Here is a 22,222-nt window from a genome sequence, read left to right as displayed (position 1 = left end):
CTCGGTCCCTTTCGGAGAGCTCGGGCGGTCAGCGGCGGGACGCCGGCAGCGGCTGGGCCGGTCGCTGCATGGCCTGTTGGCGTACGGAGATGCCGTTGGGGCTGCCCTCGGAGCGGACGACCTCGCCGGTCTCCAGCACCTGCTTGAACCGGCGCAGGTCGTCGCGGACCTGCTGCTCGGGTTCCTCGCCGAAGAGCTTCGCCACCGCTCGGCCGAGCGCGCCGGCCGGCGGCGCGTAGCGCAGCTCCACCCGCACCTCGGTCCCCCGGTCGCCGGGCGCGGGCACGAACCAGACCCGGCCGGCGTTGGGCACCCTGGTCCCCGGCAGGGACCGCCAGGTGATCGACTTGTTCGGTTGGTCGTCGATGATCTCGGCGTCCCACTCGACGCGGTGCCCTGCCGGGCCACGGGCGATCCAGTGCGAGCGGCGCAGGTCGTCGGCGCGGACGGACTCCAGGTGCGCCATGAACCGGGGCAGGTTCTCCATGTCCCGCCAGAACCGGTAGGCCTCGGCGGGCGACCGGTTCACCGTCACCGCGATCTGCATCCGGATCACCCGGGCGCGGGCGCGTCGAGCCCGCCCGACGCGCACGGCGGCGAGCACGTCGACGGCGGTGATGCCGGCGATGGCGAGGGTGGTCAGCGCGACCCGGCGGCGGCGTTCACCGCTTCGGTCAGCGAGGGCGCGGCCGAGCAGGGTGAGGTCCATGGCGTCGCCGGCCACCCGGCTCCAGGCCCAGCCGGCCGGGCGGCGGCCGCTGAGCAGGCCGGCGGCGCTGCCCAACTCTCGTAGGCCGATGGCCGGAAGCACGGACCGCGCGGCCGGGGAGTCGTCCACCCCCGTCAGTCGCGCGATGGGTCCGGGCGCGACCAGCGCGCCCACTCCCAGGGCCAGGCTCAGCAGGCCGAGCGCGCTCGGCAGCGTCGCCGGCACCGGCCCGTCCAGCTCCGGCAGGAGCACAGTGTCGACACGACTCATGTCCGGTCCCTTCCGGTGGGCGTCGCCGCCGGTCCACCGGCGGGGCGGCGGTGCCGCCACCGTGACGCTATGTCGAACAGGTGCCGCGCGGGTCGGGTTCGGGGCAGAACGTCCGATGCGGGCGGTGTGGGCGGGACCGCCTGCGGCAACGGTCGACATCGCTACATTGGCCGATTTGGATTACCTGTACGCCGTTACCCTCCCCGGGCAGCGGGTGAAGCCGCGCTGCGACTGCCGCGTACACCCCGCCGGTCCTCGATTGACCCGGATTCTGGCCGGCCGCCGGAACCTTCTCCCGGGCCCGTTGGTGGAAGTGGTGGAGAAGGGAGGTGACGGTGTCCGACGGCGATCCGATCTCCGAGCTCTACGCCAGCTGTTTCCGACGCCTGGTCGTCCAGCTGTACGCGGTGACCGGCGACCTGACCGAGGCGCAGGAGGCGGTCCAGGAGGCGTTCACCCGAGCACTGATGGCGCCAGGGCGGTTCGCCGGGCTGGAGAACCCGGAGGCCTGGTTGCGTCGGGTCGCGGTGAACTGGGCCCGCAGCCGGTACCGCCGCCGTCGGGTGCTCGACGGGCTGCTGCGCCGCATCGGTCCGCCGCCGGCCGTCGCCGACCACTCCCCGGAGCACCTCGCCCTGCTCGCCGCGCTGCGCGTGCTGCCCGAGGGGCAGCGACATGCACTGGCCCTGCACTACCTCGTCGACCTGCCGGTGGACGAGGTCGCCGCGACGCTCGGCGTGTCGTCCGGGACGGTGAAGTCCCGGTTGTCGCGGGGCAGGGTCGCCCTGGCGGCGCTGCTCGCCGACACCGACGCTACGGAAACCGGGAGGATCGATGTCCGGTCGTGAGTTCTCCGGGTTCGACCTCGACACCGTCACCGAGGCGGTGTCGCAGCCGCCCCTCGACGAGCTGCGAACCACCGCCCGATCCCGTCAGCGCCGGTCGGTCGCGACGATGACGACCGCACTGGTCGTACTGGCCGGGCTGACGGTCGTACCGCTGATGGCCGAGCCGGACCGGGCCGCGCCGGCCGACCCGCCGACACCGTCAGGTACGCAGTTCAGCGATTTCACGCTGACCGGGCCCGACTCCGGAGTCGACGTGCGGCAGGACGGCTGCGTCCTGCGCTTCGCCTACACCGGCGACGACGGCCGCACCTGGTCGGACTGGGACGCGGCGCGCTTCGAGGGCACCCGATGCGCGGCTGGCACCGCCGCCGGGACGCCGGGCAGCAGCACGGACTTCTCCGTACTCGGTGAGCGGTCCTACCTGGTCACCGACTCCGGGCTGGCTTACCTCTCCACCGACTACGGCCGCACCTGGCGGGACGCGGATTCCGCGATCGTCGCCGTACCCACGTTTCCGGTGACGGCCCGACCGGTCCCCTGCGGATTCGGCTGTGCGCCGGTGTCGGAGCCGCTGGCGGTGGACCCGTCGAGTGGAACGGTGTACCGCCTCACCACCCCGGCGCCCACGTCACGGTCGCTGTTCAGTCTCTACCCGGCAGGGGACGGCAGCATCTGGGCCACGTACCAGACAGGCGGCTCCCAGGGGTCGACCGTCGCCCGCAGCGCCGACCGAGGCGCGACCTGGACCACCTGGGAGGCGGGCGACGACGCGGTGGTGATCACGGCGGTCGGGCTCGACGACCGGGAAGGGTACGCGCTGACCCAGTCGTCGACGGCGGGTGGCGAGGTGCGGCTGCTGCGGACCACCGACGGCGCGAAGACCTGGACGGACACCGGTGCCGCGCTGCCGGCGCAGCCGCACTACGACCTCACGGTGGGGTTGGACGGGTCCCTGCTGGCCATCACTCCCGGTGGGGGCACCGAACCCGACCGCCGGGCGCGGCTGCTGGTCAGCCGCGACGACGGGCGGCATTTCACTGTCGCCCGGGAGTACGGCCGGCTCGTCGGTTCGGTCAGTGTCGCACCCGGCTACGCCTGGCTCTTCGGGCGTGACGACGGGTCGGCGGGCGAGCCGGACCACGTCCTCGTCACCACGGACGCGACCACCTGGACCCGCTTGTCGCTCGCACCCTGAACAAGGGGGCACCACCCGGCGTTAGGAGTACGCGGCAGCGGGTAGCCGGCATGCGCTCTTACCAGCGCCCGAGGAGGTGGGATGTCGGAGACCAGCGCCTTCTTCGAGCGGTTGACGGTCGCTGGCCAGGATCCACGGTTCAGCAAGGTCTGTGGCAGCGTGCGATTCGACATCCGCGACGACGGCAACCTGGAGCAGTGGCTGCTGGACATCGATCATGGCCGGATGCGGGTGACCCGAAGCGATGCCCCCGCCACCACGGTGATCCAGGTGTCCGCGCAGCTCGCGGAGGCGATGGCGCGGGGCGAGGTGAACGGGCTGGCGGCGATCACCCGGGGCGAGATCATGGTCGACGGTGATCTCGCCCTGGCGTTGCGCATCGGGCGGCTGTTTCCGCGAGAGCCAGGGCGGCTTCAGGGCGACGATCCCGACAGTGGGCGTGACCGGTGAGGGACATCGCGGGCACCGTGGCGTGCATCGACGGGAACACCTTCATGGTGTCCGACGCCAGCGGCGACGTGCAGTCATCCCCGAGCACCCCGGTCGGCCTCTTCGCCGCTGACACGCGCTTCCTGTCCCGTTGGAGGCTCACCGTCAACGGCGAGTGCATGACCGCGTTGTCGGTGGACGACAGCCAGTACTTCGAGGTCACGTTCTTCGCGGTGCCGGGCGCGGCGGTGGACTACGTGGAGGCCGACGTGTCGGCCATTCGGCGCAGGCGCATCGGCCCGGACCTCACCGAGTCGCTGACGATCTTCAACTACGGCGAGCGGGACATGACGCTCGACGTGCGTCTGGAGGTGGCCGCCGACTTCGCCGACATCTTCGAGATCAAGTTCGACGTCGGCGAGAAGAGCGGCGCGCACTACACGCACGTCGGCCCGAACGAGTTGCGCCTGGGCTACCGGCGCGGCACCTACCGGCGTGAGGTCGTCGTGTCGGCCAGCGAGCCCGCGGAGTTCGGCCCGGACGGCCTTGGCTTCGCGGTCCGGCTGCGCCCCGGGCAGCAGTGGTCCACCCGGTTGCAGGCCGTCATGTTGGCGCTGCGCCCGGACGGCGTCGACCTGCGGTCCGCCCTGCGGGCCCTACGGCCGGACGACTCCACCCTGCCCACGAGCGTGCAGGCCTGGGTCGCGGCGGCCCCGACCCTGGACACCGACAGCGTCGGCCTCCAGCAGGTGTACCACCGCAGCCTGGTGGACCTGGCCGCGCTGCGCTTCGCCCCGCTCTCGCTGGGCGGGGCGAGCGTGCCAGCGGCCGGCCTGCCCTGGTTCATGACCCTGTTCGGTCGCGACAGCCTGTTGACCTGCCTGCAAACCCTGCCGGTCACCCCGTCGCTGACCCCACCGACACTGCGGATCCTCGCGTCGTTGCAGGGCGCTCGGACCGACGACGTGTTGGAGGAGGACCCGGGCCGGATCCTGCACGAGCTGCGCTACGGGGAGTCGGCCGCGTTCGAGGAGCAGCCACACTCCCCCTACTACGGCACCGTGGACGCCTCGCCGCTGTTCGTGGTGCTGCTCGACGAGTACGAGCGGTGGAGCGGCGACACCGCGCTGGTGACGGAGTTGGAGCAGGAGGCCCGGGCTGCCCTGGCCTGGATCGACCTGTACGCGGACCTGAACTCCACCGGCTACATCTGGTACCAGCGACGCAACCGGGCCACCGGCCTGGACAATCAGTGTTGGAAGGACTCCTGGGACAGCATCTCCTACGCCGACGGCCGGCTGCCGGGCTTCCCGAGGGCCACCTGCGAAACCCAGGGGTACGCCTACGACGCGAAGATCCGGGGGGCCAGGCTGGCCCGTACCTTCTGGGGTGATCCTGCCTTCGCCGAGCGGCTGGAGAGCGAGGCGGCTGCCCTGTACGAGCGGTTCAACCGGGACTTCTGGCTGGAGGATCGCGGTTTCTACGCCCTCGCGCTCGACCACGACGGCACCCCCGTGGACAGCCTGTCGTCCAACATCGGGCACCTGTTGTGGAGCGGCATCGTGCCACCGGAGCGGGCGCCCCGGGTGGTCGAGCACCTGATGGGTCCGGCGCTCTTCTCCGGTTGGGGGGTGCGGACGTTCGCCGAGGGGCAGCGCCGTTACAACCCGCTCGGCTACCACAACGGCACGGTCTGGCCGTTCGACAACTCGTTCATCGCCTGGGGTCTGCGCCGCTACGGGTTCGGCAACGAGGCGGCCCGCATCGCCGAGGGCATCCTCTCCGCCGCCACCTACTTCGAGGGTCGGCTACCCGAGGCGTTCGGCGGGTTCGACCGTGACACCACCAAGTTTCCGATCCGGTACCCGACCGCCGGCAGTCCGCAGGCGTGGTCCAGCGGCGCCACCATGCTGCTGATCCGCACCATGCTCGGTATCAACCCGCACGAAGACCATCTGGCCGTGGACCCGGCGCTGCCCACCGCCTTCGGGCGGATCGCGCTCCTGGACATCCCCGGCCGTTGGGGCAAGCGCGACGCGTTCGCCCGCCAACGCCCCGACCAGCGCTGACGGCACGGTCAGCCGACGGCCGGCCCGGCGGCCCGGAAGGTGCGCCGGTACGCGTCCGGCGGCACGCCGACGGTGCGGTGGAAGTGTCGACGCAGCGTCGCGGCGGTGCCCATGCCGGCCGCCCGGGCGATGGCGTCGATGCTGTCGTCGGTCTGCTCCAGCAACTCCTGGGCGCGGCGGATCCGCTGCGTCGACAGCCACAGCAGTGGAGTGGTGCCGGTGGCCGACCGAAAATGGCGGGCCAGGTTGCGGGAGCTCATGTTCGCCTGCCGGGCCAGGTCCTCGACGGCCAGCGGCCGGTCCAGCCGGGCCAGCACCCAGGGAAACAGGGCGGCCAGCGGGTGGTCGTCACGGGCCGGAACCGGGGTGGTGACGTACTGGGCCTGACCGCCGGCGCGGTGCGGTGGCACGACCAGGCGGCGAGCGACGGCGTTGGCGACCGTCGAGCCGTGGTCGCGGCGGATCAGGTGCAGGCACAGGTCGATCGCGGCGGCCTTGCCGGCGGAGGCGAGCACGGTGCCGTTGTCGACGTAGAGCACGTCCGGGTCGACCCGTACCCGGGGATAGCGGGCGGCCAGCGCCTCGGTGTGGGCCCAGTGCGTGGTGGCCCGCAGCCCGTCGAGCACCCCGGCAGCGGCCAGCACGAACGCGCCGGTGCACAGCGAGACCATCCGGGCGCCGGCCCGGTGGGCCGCGCGGACGGCGTCGATCAGGTCGGGGGGTACGTCCGCGTCGACGTCCTCGACCGATGGGACGATCACGGTGTCGGCGCGGGCGAGGCGGTCCAACCCGTCGTCGGGTGCCACCAGGAAGCGCCCGACCAGGACCGGGCCGGGGCCGCAGATCGCCACGTCGTACCAGGGGTCGGCCAGGCCGGAGGGGTCGTGGGCGAAGACCTCGCAGGCCAGGGCCAGTTCGAAGTGCAGCATCCCGTCGGTGGCGGCGATCGCGACAAGGGCCATGTCCGAAACTGTACGGGGGTTGGCGTTCCCGACACTGGTCGGCCGCCGGCCGCTGCGCGAGGCTGGTCCCAGTCGATCTTTCGAGGAGGCAACGATGGGCCACAGCGTGGCGGTGTTCGGGGCGTACGGGCACACCGGGCGGTTCGTGATGGCGGAGCTGGTCGAGCGCGGGTTCGGGGCCCTGCCGGTGGGCCGCGACGCGCGTCAGCTGGCGGCGTTCGGGCTCGACTACCGGGTGGCGTCGGTCGACGATCCGGCCTCGCTCGACGCGGCGCTGACCGGCGTGGACGCGGTCATCAACTGCGCCGGCCCGTTCGCGTCGACCGCCGCCGGTGTGATCGAGGCAGCGTTGCGCGCCGGAATCCCGTACGTGGACGTGGCGGCCGAGATCGAGGCCAACCTCGACACGTTCACGCACTTCACCGAGCGCGCCCGGGCGGCGGGTGTCGCGGTGGTCCCGGCGATGGCCTTCTTCGGCGGGCTCGGTGACCTGCTCGCGACGACGGCGATGGGCGACTGGACGTCGGCCGACGAGGCACACGTCGCGTACGGACTGAGCAGCTGGCACCCGACGGCCGGGACGGTCGCCGCGGGAGTCGTCTCCCGCGAGCGCCGCGCCGGCCGTCGGGTGCGCTACACCGGGGGCCGGTTGGAGTACCACTCCGGCGGGGAGCTGCCGAGAATGGACTGGGACTTCCCCGCGCCGCTGGGCCGGCGCACCGTCCTCGGTGAGTTCACCATGGCCGACGTCGTCACCATCCCCCGTCACCTGCTCATCCCCGAGGTCCGCACCTACATGACGGTCGACGCCACCACCGACCTGGCCGCCGCGGCGGCGCCGGTCGCGGTCGACGGGCTGGGCCGGTCAGCGCAGACGTTCACGGTCGACGTCATCGTGCGTCGTGGCGACGCGCGCCGCCGCCTCGTGGCCACCGGCCGGGACATCTACGCCGTCAGCGCGCCCCTGGCCGTGGAGGCGGTTCGGCGCGTCCTCGATGGTCGGACGAGGACCAGCGGCGTCGCCTCCGCCGGCGAGATGTTCGACGCGCCCGACTTCCTGCGCGCCCTGTCGCCGGCCATCCGCGTCGAACCGGTGAGCGACTGAAGCCGATAATTCGGCCATAATTTGTTACTCAAAACTCGTAATCATCGAACCAGAAGGGGGTGGCGGGATTTAAAAGAAACTTAAGGCTGTGGGGGCAAAAAATTGTCATCCGGAGCCGCCACGCTGGCTGCCAGGACACTTGTCGACATGCCTCCTTAATTCTTTTCCGGCGAGTTGATGAAGGCCTCTGACGTGCACATACTCCTTCCGACAGAGCTTCATCGTCGACTCGAAGGAAACCACTGGCAATGCGGACTCCCCCCGCGCACGTCGCACCGCCGGACCGGGCACGAAAGCGGCGTCGCCTCACTCGCATCACGCTCGCCTCAGCGGTCGTCGCCGCGCTGGCCGGCAGCGGCATCTACATCGCCGGCGCCCAGGCCGAAGAGGTCGCCGTGCCCGGCCGGGTGCAGGCAGAGGCCTTCGCGGCACAGTCCGGCGCGCAGACCGAGGGCACCGGCGACGCCGACGGCGGCCGGAACGTTGGCTGGCTGGCCAGCGGCGACTGGCTGCGCTTCGACGGTGTGTCGGTGACGGGCGTCGACCTGACGGCCCGGGTCGCCTCGCACAACGCCGCCGGCGGCACAGTCGAGTTGCGCCTCGGCGCGCAGAACGGTCCACTGCTGGCCAGCTTCCCGATCACCCAGACCGGTGGCTGGCAGAAGTGGACCACCGTCACCGCCGAGGCGTCCGCTGTGCCAGCCGGCGCGCAGACCGTCTTCGCGGTCATGACGAGCGCCTCGACGTCGGACTTCGTGAACCTGAACTGGTTCACGTTCGGCCCCGCGACGGGCACCTCGCCGAGCACGTCGGCCGCGCCCAGCACGTCGGCCACCCCTTCGGCCACGCCGAGTTCCACCGCGTCCCCGTCGGCGTCCGTCCCGCCGAGCGCACCGGCCGGCGGCTGGGTGCCCGTCGACCAGGCCAAGTGGAGCAAGGAACTGGCGGCCTTCGACGCCATCAAGCCGAAGGCGGTGCCGCCGGGCACCACCCGGGTGCCGGAGTTCCACACCGACTGCGGCGTCGCGAATTCCGCCCCGGACGACCCGATCGTCCTGCCTGGCCTGTCCGGCGCCTCCCACATGCACACCTTCTTCGGCCCGAAGATCGACGCCTTCACCACGACGGACAAGTTGTTCGCCGCGGCGAACACCTGCAACGCCCCCGGGGACAAGAGCGCCTACTGGACCCCGGAGCTGCGCAAGGACGGCAAGGCCGTGCCGATCAAGAGCATGCGCGTCTACTACGGCTCGCGGGTCAAGGACCCGTCGACGGTCAAGCCTTTCCCGCCGGGCCTGGTAGTGGTCGAAGGCGACGCCAAGCGGCAGGTCGACACTCCGAAGAACGCCGGTAGCAACCAGTTCTGGTGCGCGGGCAGCGCCGAGATCGGCCGCAGCGCCGACGGCAACTGGCCGAAGTGCGCCCCCGGCGGCAACCTGATCTTCCAGCTCGTGTTCAAGGACTGCTGGGACGGCAGGAACATCGACTCGCCCGACCACAAGTCGCACATGGGCGACCCGGTGAACGGCGTCTGCACCGGCAAGTACCCGGTGGCCGTGCCGGATCTGTCCTTCATGGTCAACTACGAGTCGCTGGGCGGTGACGGCCTCAGCCTCTCCTCCGGCAAGCCGTCGTCCATGCACGGCGACTTCATGAACGCCTGGGAGCCGGAGCGTCTCGGCGACCTGGTGAAGTCCTGCCTCAACCAGAACGCCAAGTGCGGCGTCGACACGACCTTCGCCGGCGGCTGACCACCGCTTCCGTCGTCGACGGACGGCCCTCACGTTCAGACGTGGGGGCCGTCCGTCATGACATCACGTCAGTCAGAGATTCACGCTGACGCCGGCCGCCTTGCATGCGGCGTTGACCTCCTTGCCGGCCTTCTCGAAGGCCGGGTTGTCGGCGGCGGTCGCCGGGTCCGCCGCGGCCGCAGCCTTGGCCGCTTCCGCGGCGAACGTCCGCAGGGTGTCGGCCAACTTGCCGCCGCCGGTGGAGGCGACCGTGCTCACCTTCTGCTCCAGCCCAGTCAGGATCTTGTTGAAGTCCGCCGCCGACGCGTCGCCAGTCGTGACGACCTTCACCATCTCGGTCCTCATCTCGTCGCTGGCCTTCTTCACCGCCTCGCAGAGCTGCTTGTCGGTCGCCGCGCCCCCGGCGGGTGGCGAGGCGGGAGTGGCGGCAGCGGAGGTGGCCGCCGCGGACGGGGCTGCGGAGGTGGGAGCGGGCGTGGTGGATCCGGCGGTCGTCGCCTTGTCGGTGTCGCCGCAGGCGGCGAGGGCCGTCGACACGGCAAGGATCAACATGGCTGAGGCAAGACGGGAAGGTTTCACGGACGCGCACGATAGCCGATGCCCAGACGATGATCAATTTGCTCGGCGTCCGCCACTGCGCGTGCGGTCAGCGGCGTTTCACCGTCGCCCACTGGCCACCGCACGGCAACCACCTATGTGGACGGCGGGCTGGTAGGAAGAGGCGAGATGCCTCACCTCAGGGAGATGATCGTGGCACGTTCCCACCTGTCCCGCCGTTCGCTGCTCACCGCCGGTGGCGCGGCCGCCGTCGCGCTCGGCGCGGCCGCAGCCAGCCCGTCCGCCGCCTCCGCCGCCCCAGCCGACAACCCGGTCGACACGCCGACGGAGGCGCTGCGTCGGCTACAGGCCGGCAATCGGCGGTTCACCTCCGGCCACGGCCGGCACCCGCACCAGGGCCTGACCGACCTGCACCGGCTCGCCGCCGGGCAGCACCCGTTCGCCATCACGGTCGGCTGCGCGGACTCGCGGGTGGCTCCCGAGGTGCTCTTCGACCAGGGGTTGGGTGACCTGTTCGACAACCGGGTGGCCGGCAACATCGTCGACGACCTGCTGCTCGGCAGCGTCGAGTTCGCGGTGGAGGAGTTCGGCAGCCTGCTGATCGTCGTCCTCGGCCACGAACGCTGCGGCGCGATCACCGCCACCATCGACGCCATCCACACCGGCGGTACGGCGCCCGGGCACATCGGCACCATCGTGGATGCCCTGCGCCCGGTCGTCGAGCCGGTGCTCGATCAGCCCGGCGACCCCGTGGAGAACGGGGTGCGGGCCAACATCGCCGCCCAGGTGCGGGCGCTCAGCGCACGCAGCACGATCATCTCCGAGAAGGTGCACGAGGGTGCGCTGCGGGTGGTGGGCGCCCGCTACGACCTGGACAACGGGCGGGTTTCCCTGGTGGCCTGAGGCCGTCACCCGATGCTGGGCCACCCGGCCTGCGACGCTGGTCGGTCATCCGCCGACCGGCGCCGCCGGTCGCGTCGCGGCCGACGGGTACGGCGGTAGTAGGACCAACCGGTCAGCGGCAACGCGACCGCCCAGGCCAGCAGGAGTGGGAGGCCGATCAGGACGCCGGTCGGGGTGAAGATGTCATCCGCGCTGGACTCCCCCAGGTCCGCGGCGAACTGCCAGGGCAGGGTCGCCGAATAACCGATCATCAGGGCGGACCCCAGCACCGTTGGCGTCAGCGGCAACCACTGTGGCACCCGACGTCCGCGCAGCCACGGCACCCACCGGGGGAAGACCACCCCCCAGTCCTTGATGAGTCCCAGCGCCAGAACGCCGCCGAGCCCGGCCAGGACGCAGAGCAGGCCCAGGTAGAACGCGCCGGCCGGCAGGCCCAGGAACCCGTCGACGGGGTGATCCCCCACCCCGGGCCCGCGACCGTGGTACCACTCGCGGAACGGGTCGGGATTGGCGAACAGCGGGATGCCGAGAATCCATGGCACGTGCAGCGGGATGAACCCTAGTACGGGGGCGATCCATGCCACGTGCCCGGCACGGCGGGCCCAGGACGGCGGTGGTGCGGGCATGGTCTTCGTGTGTGGTGTTCGAGTCACGGCGTCGTCTCCATCAGCGGCGGGCGTTGGTACGTCCGAGATCACCGTCGCCGAACGGCGGCACGGACGGATCGCCGCGCGGAGGGACATCGCCTCCCCCACCGCAGGGATGGCATCTTTTCGTCACGACAGTCCGTGTGACGGAAACACTTCACGGCGCCGGGTCGCCCTCCGGAGGCTGGACACCATGAATGTGACAGGGCTCGACCGACCGGGCGACGGCCACCCACAGCCCTCGCCCGGGGACGCCCTCGCCCGAATCACCGTCGTGGACGCGCTGCGCGGAAGCGCGCTGCTGCTCATCCTGCTGGTGAACATCGCGTTCTTCAGCTCCGGCTACGACTTCCACCTGGTCGACGATCCGACGCACGGCACAGTCGACCTGCTGATCGCCGGCGCGGTGGAGCTGTTGTTCGCGATGAAGGCGTACCTGCTGTTCGCCTTTCTGTTCGGCTACAGCTTCACCCTGCAACTCGACTCAGCGGCTCGGCGCGGAGTGGCGTTCCGCCCGGCGTTCCTGCGCCGGCTCACCGGGTTGTTCGTTCTCGGCGCGCTGCACGCGGTGCTGCTGTTCCACGGCGACATCCTCACCACGTACGCGCTGCTCGGTCTCGTGCTGCTCGCGGTCCGGCGGATCCAACCCCGCACCGCGCTGGTCGCGGCGGCGACCATCATCGGCGGCATCGCCGTCGTGGTCGGGATCGCCGCTGTCCTCGGTGCCACACTGGTTCCGGACGAGGCCGCCGCGGTCAGCGCCGGTGCGCGTTCGACGCTGGCCCTGGGCGGCGGCCTCGGCGATGTCGTCCTGGAGCACCTGCGGTCGATGCCGGCGATGATCGGCGGTCTGGCCGTGCAGGGGCCCCTGGCGTTCGCGGCGTTCCTCGTCGGCCTCGCCGCCGGCAAGCACCGGCTTCTCGCCACCGTGCCCGCCCACGAGGGCCTGCTGCGCCGGTGCGAACGGGTGGGGTATCCGATCGGTCTGGCCGGTGCCGTCGTGTTCGCGGTCGGTGGTTCCACGGCAGACCTGACGGGACTGATGGTCAGCATCGTCACCGCGCCGTTCCTGGCCGCCGCGTACGCCGCGACCCTGCTGCGCCTGTTCACGCGGCGGCCGCGCCTCGCGGGCGCGTTCGCGCCCGCTGGGCGGATGGCCCTGACGAACTACCTGGCCCAGTCGCTCATGTGCGTGCTCGTCTTCACCGGCCTCGGGTGGGGCCTGGTCGGCCGCACCTCACCGGCACAGACACTGCTGATCGCACTGGTGATCTTCGCGGTGCAGCTCATGGTCAGCTCGTGGTGGCTGCGGCGGTTCCGGTACGGCCCCGTCGAATGGGCGCTGCGCGCCTGGACCCACCGGGAGCGCCGCCCCAACTAGGGTGCTGACATGGTCGATCGGCACCAGGTGATGAACTTCCGGGTCCAGGCCCAGCAGCTCGACCGGGACGAGGGCACGCTCGCCGACACCACCGTCCTGGACCTCGGCGTGCAGAACACCGGTCCGGACGGCGCCCGGTGGGCGCTGGCGGTACGCGGGGTCGACGTGACCGGGTTGGCCCCCACCGATCTGGCCCTGCTGTGGACGGTACGGGGCGCTCCCCACCTCTACCGCCGGGCCGACGTGGCGAAGGTGGCGGCCGCCGTGGAACCCTTCTCCGAGGCCGACGCGGGCAAGCGCATCTACGACGCCGCGAAACCGTTGAGGGCCGCCGGCATCGACACCCTGGCAGCCCTGGACGAGATCGCCGACCGGATGCGTGCCATCGTCAGCACGCCGACGGTCAAGGGCGAGGTCTCCGGCCGCCTGGCCACCATGCTGCCCGAACCCTATCTGCGGTTCTGCCGTCCGTGTGACGCCACGCACCTCTACGAGATGCCGTTCCGGCTCGCCGCCGTGCGGGCCGGCCTGGAGTTGCAGCTCGACACCTCACCCCCGGTCCTGCGCCGCATCACCGGGTTCAGGGAGGCAGCCACCGCGGGTGACCGCTTCGACCTCATCCGCGCGTATCTTCGCCTGCTCGGTCCGGCCACCCCGAAACAGGTCGCCGACTACCTCGACGCGCCGGTGAAGGACGTGAAGGCGCACTGGCCCGAGGATGTGATCGAGGTGACGGTCGACCGCGAGGTGCGCTCACTGCTGGTCGCCGACGAGGAGACGCTGGAGTCCGCCGAGGGCAGGTGCACCCGCCTGCTCGGCCCGTTCGACCTGTTCTTGCAGGCCAAGGACCGGGCAACGCTGGTGCCGGACACCGCCCACGCCAAGGAGCTGTGGCCGGTGCTGGGTCGCCCCGGCGCCGTCCTGGTCGACGGCGAGGTGGTCGGCACCTGGCGTCCCCGCAAGTCCGGCAGGACGTTCACCGTCGCGGTCCAGCCGTGGCACCGGTTGTCGGACGCCACACGTCAGGCCATCACCGCGCAGGCCGAACACCTCGCCGCGTACCGCTCCGTCTCCCTCAGTGGCGTCGACTTCGGCAGCTAAGACGTGCCTTGAACGGGTCACAACCATTGGTGACACGGCGCGCACCAGGGGCGCCGCCTCGAACAACGCCTCGCCGAGGATCCACCAGACGCAGTCTTCGTTATGATCCAACTACTCAACGAAGTAGGCGACCCTGGTCATTGCGTTCGCCATCACTGTCCCGTTGGTGCGTCAAGTCCCCCATCCGTAGGACCGCTCCGGGTGGCGTGTCCGATACCTTGAATCAGTCATGCCCCTCGACCTTTTGGAAGCGACATGGCCCTCCTGGAGACAGTCGCCGGAATACTCGCCAAAGCATCTGCCGTACCGCTAGGGAACGCCGCCCGGCGAAATGAAACGATCATTCGGGTGGCCAAAATTGTGGGATATGATCCCACTCAACCCTCACGAGAATACGAAGAGTATTACGTCGCCGCTCTGGTCGAGTGCTTCCGCGATGAGCCCGAGGCAGTTCTCGCACTGTTCCGCGACCAGTACGTTAAGGCAGCTTTTCGAGATGCCGCATCGACCAAGGTGGGCTGGGATGCTTTCCGCAAGGAAGTACGAAACGGCCTTGAAAGAAATCGTGACAACGGAGACTTTGGGCACTTGCCGCCATCGGTCGATGACCATATCGGGCGCCTCATCGATGCATATCATCTTATCATCGACCGTCATCGGCCACCCCACCTCGCTCGCCTGGAGGGAAAGGTCGACCTTCTCGTGGCCCGCCAGGCCGAAGATAACCAACTTAGGCGGGGCCAACACCTGGGCGGGACGGACCTCGGCGCTCTGCGCTTCGCCCCTGATCCTGCGAAGGAACACCGCGTCCTCTCCGCGGACGGGTGGAAGAAGACGCTGCGCGGCTTGTACCCGGATCACAACCTGGTGACCTTCGGCGGTCACGAATTCCCGATTTGGGCGAGCCTGGCGGAATCTACGGATCGCCAGCGCAGCCCTCGACTAGACGAAAGCAATGGCCCAATGGACCGACTCGATGATGAGATCGAGCCGTCCTTTGCGACTTACGACCTCGGTTCGGACTCCGCTGGCAAGCCTTGCTCACGCGGCTTCGACCCAAGAGGTGCCGAGGAGTACTACTACCTGCAACGTAGGGCCACAACGAGGTCGAGTCACAACGGTGCCGCCTACGCCTTCGAGCGCATCAAACGGGTCGACGGCCACCTACGGATCGATGCGCGATCCGGCACATATTTCGACTCGGTCGCGACCTCCGAGATGCTTGAGCGGGAATTCATCAACGCCCAAAGCGCTTCCCCCGACGACCAGATCGACCTCTTTCAGCTTCATCGCCGGGAGTGGCTTCACAACCAAGTTGCCAGTCATCCCCGGGATGATACGACCGACGAGCACGACCAATCGATAATCTTTGACGGCAGATTCCGCGCCGCTGCTCTTTCCGTCGCAACCACAATGATATTCACCCACGCCGACGGTAGCTACAGTGCGCTGCTCGTACCTCGCTCCAAGGAGGTCCTCACCCATCCCGGGTACGCGCACGTCGCGCCGTCTGGGATCTTCGCACCCATCAGTCGCAACTGGCGGAAGTGGGGGGACGAATTTTCGATCGAACAGACCGTCGTCCGGGAGTACGCAGAGGAGCTATTCGGATACAAAGACCTAGAGGACAGCACCCAACACATCGATGCGGCGCTCGACTTCGTGCCGCCAATCCGACGACTCCGCGACGCCGTCCGGAGCGGCGTTGTAGAAATGCGCTACTGCGGAATAACCGTGCCGCTCTTAACTCTTCGGACTGAAATATGCGTGCTGATTTTCATTCGCGACAGCAAGTGGTTCGACGCTGAGATCGGTCGCGCCAAGCATGAGGACAAGCATCCATTTGCGTTCAACTGGGAATACCGGCCTGGCACCGGACGGGCAGCAGTCCAACTCGATCTCGATCGCAACTTCGAACCTGTTGATCGACATGGCACGGTTCATCCCACCAAAATGGTCCCGCACGCAGCCGCTGCACTCCATTTGTCGACCGAGGTGGCGCGCCAGATCATCAGAGAGGAGTCTGACTGACGCGGTCCCTGCCTCCGGTGTCATTAATGGCCGCCACTCCACTCACTCCACGACCCAGGCGATGGCGCTCGGGTGCACCCGAGCGCAGATCGGCCCACCGGCGGCATCGGTCAACCCGAGCCGGCCGACCAGCGTCCCGTTGCCCTCGTGGGCGGCGCGCAGCAGCTCGGTCGGCACGTCGGTGAACATCAACTTGGCTCGTCGGAACATCGCGAAGCCGTCCTGGGTCACCGCGCCCCAGCTCAGATAGAGAAACCGCGCCCCGGGGCGGCCGTGTACCCAGGGGCCACCGACGTCGAGCGCTCCGTCGATCTCGCGGCTGGACACCTCGAAGGACCAGGTGGCGCTTGTCGCGTCGGCCGGCACCTGGTCGACGACGTCGGCCTTGCGCTGAACCCCGACGTGCACGTTGCCCCGCCGCAGCGCGTCGGCCTCCGCACCGGCACGCCGACCTGGGAGATCGCTGCCGTCGATCCTGATCCGCATTCCACCGACTCTAGTTAGTCGGCCGGTTGCTCGGCGGTGTCGTCGTTCTCGCCGTACTCGCCGCGGATGGGCAGGTGGTAGGCGGGCAGGAACGCGGCGATGATCGCCACACCGGCGATCGGCACGATCGCGCCGACGAGGATGCCGGAGCCGATCCAGACCAGCGCGAGCGCGAACCGGCGGCCGATGGCTCGCGCACCGAAGCGACCGAGGCCGGGGTCCAGCAGTTCGGCCCGGCGGAGGTGCGCCCACACGATGTTGAAGAGGGCCGCGGCCGTCCACAGTGTGCCGCCGTAGACGACGACCGACGCGCGCAGCCCCTGCTCGGCGCGCAGCGCGTCGGCGAGCAGTGACGTGGAGAACGGCAGGAACGCGATGACCATCAGCAGCAACGTGTTGAGGAACAGGACCCCTCGGTCGACATGCCGGACGCGGTCGAACATGACGTGGTGATTCACCCACACCTGCCCGATGAGCAGGAAGCTCAGCGTGTACGCCAGGTACGACGGCCACAGCGCACCGAGCCCCTGGACGAGGTTCCCGAAGTCGTGGGGCGGTTGGATCTCCAGCACGAGGATCGTCACGGCGATCGCGAAGACGCCGTCGCTGAAGGCCAGCAAGCGGCCCGGGTTACGGGTCAGCCGTGAAGTTTCCCTTTTGGGAGGCACGTACCGAATTATGCAATAGGTCAGCTTTCGTCATTGACGGAGCGACGCCAGAACTGGCGTGGCGCGAAACCCTCACGGCGCAACCAGTGCTCGGTGTAGACGATCCGATCCGCCTCGACGACCACGAGTGTGTCCTTGGGCGGCTCGGACAGCGCCCGCCCCCGCTCGGCGTGCTCGTTCTCCCATCGAACCGCCGCCCAGTAGTGCGCGCGGTCCGGATGCTCCGGCGCAAGCACCCTGGCCGTCCCGAACAGTTGGGCACCGCGGCTGCTGGCCAACCCGACCAGCGGCGCGAAGATGCCGATGGACACACGCGGGTCGGCGGCGATGTTGCGGATCTTCGGCGACCGTGGCGCCGCGGTGAAGAGCACCGCGAAACCGAGTGGGTAGTACCGCACCGGCGTGGCCAGCGGCCCGTCCGGACCCGTGGTCGCGAGTACACACATGTTCTGCGACGACAACAGGTTGAGCAGGCGCTCTTCAAGCCGTTCGCGATCGAGACGCTTCGCTGGCGTGGGCTCCGACAGCCACGGATTCGTCAACGGCATACGACGTCCTCGATCATGGCGAACACCCTAACCGCGTCACCCGCTGTCAAGATCGGCAGGCGCGCCCTACGCCGTCCTGCGCAGGTAGGTCTCGGCCAACTGGCGAAGGCGCGTCCGGTCGAAGCTGTCCCCGTGGCCGGGATGGACGGCGGACACGTCGAGGTCGACGAGAAACTCCATGCTTCGCCGGTACGCGGTCACGTCGGAGTTCGGCAGATCGTCGATCAGGGCGCCCTCGTAGATGATGTCGCCCGGGTACAGGGTCCCGGTGTGTTCCTCCAGCAGGGCGATGCTCCCCGGCGTGTGGCCGGGAAGGTGCAGCACGGTCAGCACCCGTCCGCCCAGGTCGATCCGGTCGCCGTCGTCGAGCAGGCGGTTCAGGGTCATGGGTGCGACGCGGTAGGCAGCCGGGTCGTAGCCGGGTTCGGGCAGGACGTCGATCATGAGCTCCGGGACGGCTTCCCCGGCGGCGTCGATGCCCAGCTTGTCGAAGAGTTCCGCGCCGTACAGGCTCGCCGGTACGCCCGCCGCCAAGATCCCCGCCTCGGCGGGGTGGGCGGCCCGGTCCCCGAACTCCGACGCCCCACCGACGTGATCGAGGTGCGCGTGGGTGAGCACGACCATCGGATCGCGTTCGAACAGGCCCGGAATCGCCTGCCGCAGGGCGACGACACCGAGCCCGGCGTCGATCACGATGTCCCGATCGTTGCCCCGCAACCACCAGAAGTTCGCCGACAACAGCTCGTTGACGTGCGGTTCCGAGATTCGGACGACGTCGCCGTCCACTTCGGCCCGCGAATACCAGTCGACCATGCCCGAGAGTGTGCCAGCGCGGCGACGCCCCTACGACCCGTGAGTCGGTCCGTGGTTGTCGCGATCGAGATGGCATCGGCGGGTGCGAGGACGTAGTGCGGCGGCCGGCTGGTTCACTCCTCCGTCCGGGCAGGGCCGGGCAGGGTGAATCCGTCCGTGCCGGCACGCGGGAACGCCCGATCCGCCGATCCGGACGAGGACGCCATGAAAGACTCGCCCGGCTGGCGGAAGGGGCGGGGATGCAACCAACCTGGCTCGTAGCGCTCTCGTGGGCTTCGCTCACGGTCGGCGTCGTCAGCTGCGCGGTCGTGCTGGCCGACACCTATCTCCGCGGAAACCGTCAGCCGGTCCGGGTCATGGAGATCGTCTGGCTGGTGACCGTCCTCTACATCGGCCCGGCCGCTGTCCGCCTCTACTGGAACTGGGGCAGGCCCGAGGCGTTCTCGCAACGGCGGCAGGAGGGTCAACCGCGACGGCCGCGCCGGGGCATCGTCGTCACCCACGTGTCCCGCTGTGGCGCGCACTGTGCTCTCGGGTTCATCATCGCCGAGGTCGCCCTGTACGCCGTGAGATTCGACCCGGCCGAGGACCCGCTGTGGGTCGCCTACGCCGGCGACTACCTGATGGCGGTGACGATCGCCGTGCTCTTCCGGTACTTCGCCGGGCCGGGTCGCACCCTGACGAAGGTATGGCACGCACTGTCGAGCGTCGGCAGGATCGAGCTGCTGACCATCACCGTGTTCGAGGTGGCGTTGTTCCTGTGGTTGACCCTCGCGCATCGGGTGGTCTTTCCGGAGCCACACCTGCGACCCGACAGCCCGACGTTCTGGTTCGCCGGTCAGCTCGGGCTGATAGCCGGCTTCGTCGCGGCCTGGCCCACCGCCTCGTGGCAGCTCGGCCGAGGGCTGAGATTCGAGCCGCGCCGACTCCCCTACGACTGAACGGGGCCCGATCGCCCCGACAGAAAACAAGCGGCAAGGAGATCACTCTCCCTGCCACTTCTAACGTATACCGCACCTGGGGGCTTGCGGCAAGACCCCGGTCGTGGCGCAGAATCGGCGGCCGGACCAGCACAAACGAGGTAACGGGGGCAAGACGTGGGTGTGTTGTCGATGGACAGGGACCGCGGCGACCAGGCACTGCTGTTGGATCTTCGAGAGGTCGACGAGACGCAGGTGTCCGTCGTCGGCGGCAAGGCCGCGCACCTGGGCGCGCTGTCCCGGATCGACGGCATCCGGGTGCCGGCGGGGTTCTGCGTCACGACGGCCGCCTTCCGGCGGATCATGGCGCAGACGCCGTCGATCGACGATCGGCTCGATCAGCTGTCGCGCCTGAGCCCGGACGACCGGGAGGCGATTCGCACGCTCAGCGCGGAGATCCGCCGCAGCATCGAGGAGACCCCGGTTCCGGGCGATCTGGCCGTCGCGATCACCGGCGCGCTCGCCCGGTTCGGCGAGCGGGCCGCCTACGCCGTGCGGTCCAGCGCGACGTCGGAGGACACGCCCACGGCGTCCTTCGCCGGTCAGCAGGACACCTACCTGAACGTGGTGGGGCCGGAGGCGATCCTGCGGCACGTCAGCCAGTGCTGGGCGTCGCTGTTCACCGAGCGGGCCGTCATCTACCGCCTGCGCAATGACATCGACCACCGCACCGTTCAGATGGCCGTCGTCGTACAGCAGATGGTTTTTCCGGATGCCTCCGGCATCCTGTTCACGGCGGACCCGGTGACGGGCAACCGGAAGGTCGCGACAGTGGACGCCAGCTTCGGCCTCGGCGAGGCCCTGGTGTCCGGCCTGGTGAACCCGGACGTCTTCACTGTGCGCGACGGCGAGGTCGTCGCCGGCACGGTCGCCGCGAAGCAGCGTGCCGTCGCCGCGCTGCCCGGCGGCGGAACGCGGGAGGTGGCGATCGACCCGCAGCGGCAGGAGCAGCCGGCGCTGACGCAGGCGCAGGTCGTGCGACTCGTGCGGCTCGGGCGACGGATCGAGGCGCACTTCGGTCGCCCGCAGGACATCGAGTGGTGCCTGGTCGACGACGACTTCCAGATCGTGCAGAGCCGGCCGATCACCACGCTGTTCCCCATCCCGGCGGCCGACGACCAGGAGAACCACGTCTACCTGTCGGTCGGTCACCAGCAGATGATGACCGACGCCATGCGGCCGCTGGGTCTCTCCCTGTGGCAGTTGACGGCGATGGCTCCGATGCGGGAGGCAGGCGGGAGGTTGTTCGTCGACGCCACCCGACTGCTGGCCTCGCCCACGGGCCGCGGCAGCTTCCTGGAGATGGTCGGGAAGTCCGATCCACTGATGAAGGACGCGTTGCAGACGCTCCTCGACCGCCCCGACTTCATCCCGGCGCTCACCGGTGACGCCGGTCCCGCGAGGTTGACGACCGGCGGCGCGTCCACCTCGATCGAAACCGACCCGGCCATCGTCACCGAGCTGATCGAGCGCAGCGAGGCGTCCATCGCCGCCCTGCGGCGCGACATCGCGACGGTGACCGGTACGGCGCTGTTCGACTTCCTGCTGGATGCCTTCCAGGAGCACAAGCGGGTCCTCGGCGATCCGTTGAACATCCAGGCGATCATGGCCGGCATGGAGGCCACCTGGTGGCTCAACGACCGGCTGCACGAGTGGCTGGGCGAGAAGAACGCCGCCGACACCCTCACCCTCTCCGCCCCCGGCAACGTCACGTCGGAGATGGGGCTGGCGCTGCTCGACGTCGCCGACGTGCTCCGTCCGTATCCGGAGGTGGTGGCGTTCCTCCAGGACGTCGCGCACGACGACGTCGCGCACGACGACTTCCTCGACGAGCTGCCGAAGGTCGCGGGCGGGGCCGAGGCGCGCGCCGCCATCGAGGCGTACCTCGACCGGTACGGCATGCGCTGCGTCGGCGAGATCGACATCACCAGGCCGCGGTGGAGCGAACGCCCCGGCACGCTGGTACCCGTGCTCCTGGACAACATCAAGCTCTTCGAGCCGGGGGTGGCCCGACAGCGCTTCGAGCAGGGCCAGCAGCAGGCACAGCAGAAGGCGCAGGAGGTGTTGACGCGCCTGCGGGCGCTGCCGGACGGGGAGCAGAAGGCCGACGAGACCGCGCGGATGATCGACCGGGTTCGGACCTTCATCGGCTACCGGGAGTACCCGAAGTACGACATCATCCGCCGCTACTTCATCTACAAGCAGGCCCTGCTGGCAGAGGCCGAGCGCCTGGTGCGCGCCGGTGTGCTCGCCGAGCGGGACGACGTCTTCTACCTCACGTTCCAGGAGTTCCACGACGCCGTACGCACGCATCGGGTGGACGACGAGCTGATCCGGCAGCGCCGGGACGCGTTCCGGTCGTACCAGGCGCTCACCCCGCCCCGGGTGCTGACCTCCGACGGCGAGGCGATCACCGGGGCGTACCGACGCGACGACGTGCCGGCCGGAGCCCTGGCCGGTGTGCCGGTGTCCTCCGGGACCGTCGAAGGACGCGCCCGCGTCATCCTGGACATGGCGCAGGCCGACCTCGAAGCGGGTGACATCCTCGTCACCGCCCACACGGACCCGAGCTGGACGCCCCTGTTCGTCGGTATCGCCGGGCTGGTGACGGAGGTCGGCGGGTTGATGACGCACGGTGCGGTGATCGCGAGGGAGTATGGCCTGCCGGCTGTCGTCAGCGTGCTCGACGCCACCCGGCTGATTCGCGACGGGCAGCGGATCCGCGTACACGGCAGCGACGGGTACGTCGAGATCCTGCCCTGACCGAC

The 22,222-nt window shown here is 69.7% G+C and carries 20 protein-coding genes; 12 read left to right on the top strand and 8 right to left on the bottom strand.

What is annotated here, in order from left to right:
• Positions 1-28: 28 nt before the first annotated feature.
• Positions 29-979, bottom strand: coding sequence for an SRPBCC family protein (locus ABTW72_RS27580; protein WP_350863419.1), 951 nt, complete (start codon positions 977-979; stop codon positions 29-31).
• Positions 980-1,314: 335 nt separating this feature from the next.
• On the opposite strand from ABTW72_RS27580, the gene ABTW72_RS27575 reads away from it, so the two are divergent.
• The 4 genes from ABTW72_RS27575 (at position 1,315) to ABTW72_RS27560 (ending at position 5,520) form a co-directional block, all read left to right on the top strand.
• A complete protein-coding gene (locus ABTW72_RS27575) occupies positions 1,315-1,827 on the top strand; it encodes an RNA polymerase sigma factor (protein ID WP_350863416.1) in 513 nt (170 codons plus the stop codon).
• On the top strand, positions 1,814-3,022 hold the full coding sequence (locus tag ABTW72_RS27570; protein ID WP_350863413.1) for a hypothetical protein: 1,209 nt from the start codon (positions 1,814-1,816) through the stop codon (positions 3,020-3,022). Before ABTW72_RS27575 ends, ABTW72_RS27570 begins: the two co-directional genes overlap by 14 nt.
• 81 nt (positions 3,023-3,103) lie before the next feature.
• Positions 3,104-3,472, top strand: a complete 369-nt coding sequence (locus ABTW72_RS27565) for an SCP2 sterol-binding domain-containing protein (RefSeq protein ID WP_350863410.1) — start codon at positions 3,104-3,106, stop codon at positions 3,470-3,472.
• On the top strand, positions 3,469-5,520 hold the full coding sequence (locus tag ABTW72_RS27560; RefSeq protein ID WP_502892253.1) for an amylo-alpha-1,6-glucosidase: 2,052 nt from the start codon (positions 3,469-3,471) through the stop codon (positions 5,518-5,520). The genes ABTW72_RS27565 and ABTW72_RS27560 overlap by 4 nt, the downstream gene beginning before the upstream one ends.
• Before the next feature lie 8 nt (positions 5,521-5,528).
• Here ABTW72_RS27560 and ABTW72_RS27555 read toward each other — a convergent pair whose 3' ends face one another.
• Positions 5,529-6,482: a helix-turn-helix domain-containing protein gene (locus ABTW72_RS27555; RefSeq protein ID WP_350863407.1), complete on the bottom strand. Its 954-nt coding sequence runs from the start codon at positions 6,480-6,482 to the stop codon at positions 5,529-5,531.
• 94 nt (positions 6,483-6,576) lie between these two features.
• Here ABTW72_RS27555 and ABTW72_RS27550 point away from each other — a divergent pair, with 94 nt between their 5' ends.
• Positions 6,577-7,587, top strand: coding sequence for a saccharopine dehydrogenase NADP-binding domain-containing protein (locus tag ABTW72_RS27550; protein WP_350863404.1), 1,011 nt, complete (start codon positions 6,577-6,579; stop codon positions 7,585-7,587).
• Positions 7,588-7,835: 248 nt separating this feature from the next.
• Complete coding sequence (locus tag ABTW72_RS27545; RefSeq protein WP_350863401.1) at positions 7,836-9,338, top strand: DUF1996 domain-containing protein; 1,503 nt, start codon at positions 7,836-7,838, stop codon at positions 9,336-9,338.
• A gap of 72 nt (positions 9,339-9,410) precedes the next feature.
• Here ABTW72_RS27545 and ABTW72_RS27540 read toward each other — a convergent pair whose 3' ends face one another.
• Positions 9,411-9,890: a hypothetical protein gene (locus ABTW72_RS27540; RefSeq protein WP_350863399.1), complete on the bottom strand. Its 480-nt coding sequence runs from the start codon at positions 9,888-9,890 to the stop codon at positions 9,411-9,413.
• Between the two features lie 198 nt (positions 9,891-10,088).
• Between ABTW72_RS27540 and ABTW72_RS27535 the strand changes: the two genes are divergently transcribed.
• A complete protein-coding gene (locus ABTW72_RS27535) occupies positions 10,089-10,799 on the top strand; it encodes a carbonic anhydrase (protein ID WP_350863397.1) in 711 nt (236 codons plus the stop codon).
• A gap of 5 nt (positions 10,800-10,804) precedes the next feature.
• On the opposite strand, the gene ABTW72_RS27530 is transcribed toward ABTW72_RS27535, so the two are convergent.
• Complete coding sequence (locus ABTW72_RS27530) at positions 10,805-11,452, bottom strand: hypothetical protein (RefSeq protein ID WP_350863395.1); 648 nt, start codon at positions 11,450-11,452, stop codon at positions 10,805-10,807.
• A 187-nt stretch (positions 11,453-11,639) separates the two neighbouring features.
• On the opposite strand from ABTW72_RS27530, the gene ABTW72_RS27525 reads away from it, so the two are divergent.
• From ABTW72_RS27525 to ABTW72_RS27515, 3 genes are all read left to right on the top strand, one after another.
• Entirely contained in the window at positions 11,640-12,827 is a 1,188-nt protein-coding gene (locus tag ABTW72_RS27525; RefSeq protein ID WP_350863393.1) for a DUF418 domain-containing protein, read from the top strand.
• 9 nt (positions 12,828-12,836) lie between these two features.
• Positions 12,837-13,928 carry a winged helix DNA-binding domain-containing protein gene (locus tag ABTW72_RS27520; RefSeq protein ID WP_350863390.1) on the top strand — a complete coding sequence of 364 codons (1,092 nt, stop codon included), beginning with the start codon at positions 12,837-12,839 and terminating at the stop codon, positions 13,926-13,928.
• A 255-nt stretch (positions 13,929-14,183) separates the two neighbouring features.
• On the top strand, positions 14,184-15,959 hold the full coding sequence (locus ABTW72_RS27515) for a hypothetical protein (protein WP_350863387.1): 1,776 nt from the start codon (positions 14,184-14,186) through the stop codon (positions 15,957-15,959).
• A 42-nt stretch (positions 15,960-16,001) separates the two neighbouring features.
• Here the strand turns inward: ABTW72_RS27515 and ABTW72_RS27510 are convergent, their stop codons facing one another.
• The 4 genes from ABTW72_RS27510 to ABTW72_RS27495 all read right to left on the bottom strand — a co-directional run bounded on the left by ABTW72_RS27510 (position 16,002) and on the right by ABTW72_RS27495 (position 18,474).
• The gene (locus tag ABTW72_RS27510) at positions 16,002-16,445 is read right to left on the bottom strand and encodes a DUF5990 family protein (RefSeq protein WP_350863384.1); all 444 of its coding nucleotides are present in this window, start codon (positions 16,443-16,445) and stop codon (positions 16,002-16,004) included.
• Positions 16,446-16,459: 14 nt separating this feature from the next.
• Positions 16,460-17,113, bottom strand: coding sequence for a TMEM175 family protein (locus ABTW72_RS27505; protein WP_350863381.1), 654 nt, complete (start codon positions 17,111-17,113; stop codon positions 16,460-16,462).
• Between the two features lie 20 nt (positions 17,114-17,133).
• On the bottom strand, positions 17,134-17,661 hold the full coding sequence (locus ABTW72_RS27500) for a pyridoxamine 5'-phosphate oxidase family protein (protein WP_350863378.1): 528 nt from the start codon (positions 17,659-17,661) through the stop codon (positions 17,134-17,136).
• Positions 17,662-17,727: 66 nt separating this feature from the next.
• Positions 17,728-18,474: an MBL fold metallo-hydrolase gene (locus ABTW72_RS27495; RefSeq protein ID WP_350863376.1), complete on the bottom strand. Its 747-nt coding sequence runs from the start codon at positions 18,472-18,474 to the stop codon at positions 17,728-17,730.
• A gap of 239 nt (positions 18,475-18,713) precedes the next feature.
• Here ABTW72_RS27495 and ABTW72_RS27490 point away from each other — a divergent pair, with 239 nt between their 5' ends.
• Complete coding sequence (locus tag ABTW72_RS27490; RefSeq protein WP_350863373.1) at positions 18,714-19,415, top strand: DUF4396 domain-containing protein; 702 nt, start codon at positions 18,714-18,716, stop codon at positions 19,413-19,415.
• A gap of 171 nt (positions 19,416-19,586) precedes the next feature.
• Complete coding sequence (gene rph / locus ABTW72_RS27485; protein WP_350863370.1) at positions 19,587-22,217, top strand: rifamycin-inactivating phosphotransferase; 2,631 nt, start codon at positions 19,587-19,589, stop codon at positions 22,215-22,217.
• Positions 22,218-22,222: the final 5 nt, after the last annotated feature.

The organism is Micromonospora sp. NPDC127501 (assembly GCF_040302185.1).
Lineage (GTDB): Bacteria > Actinomycetota > Actinomycetes > Mycobacteriales > Micromonosporaceae > Micromonospora.
The sequence above is the reverse complement of the archived record's forward strand: the minus strand, read 5'-3'. Positions and strand labels throughout refer to the sequence as shown.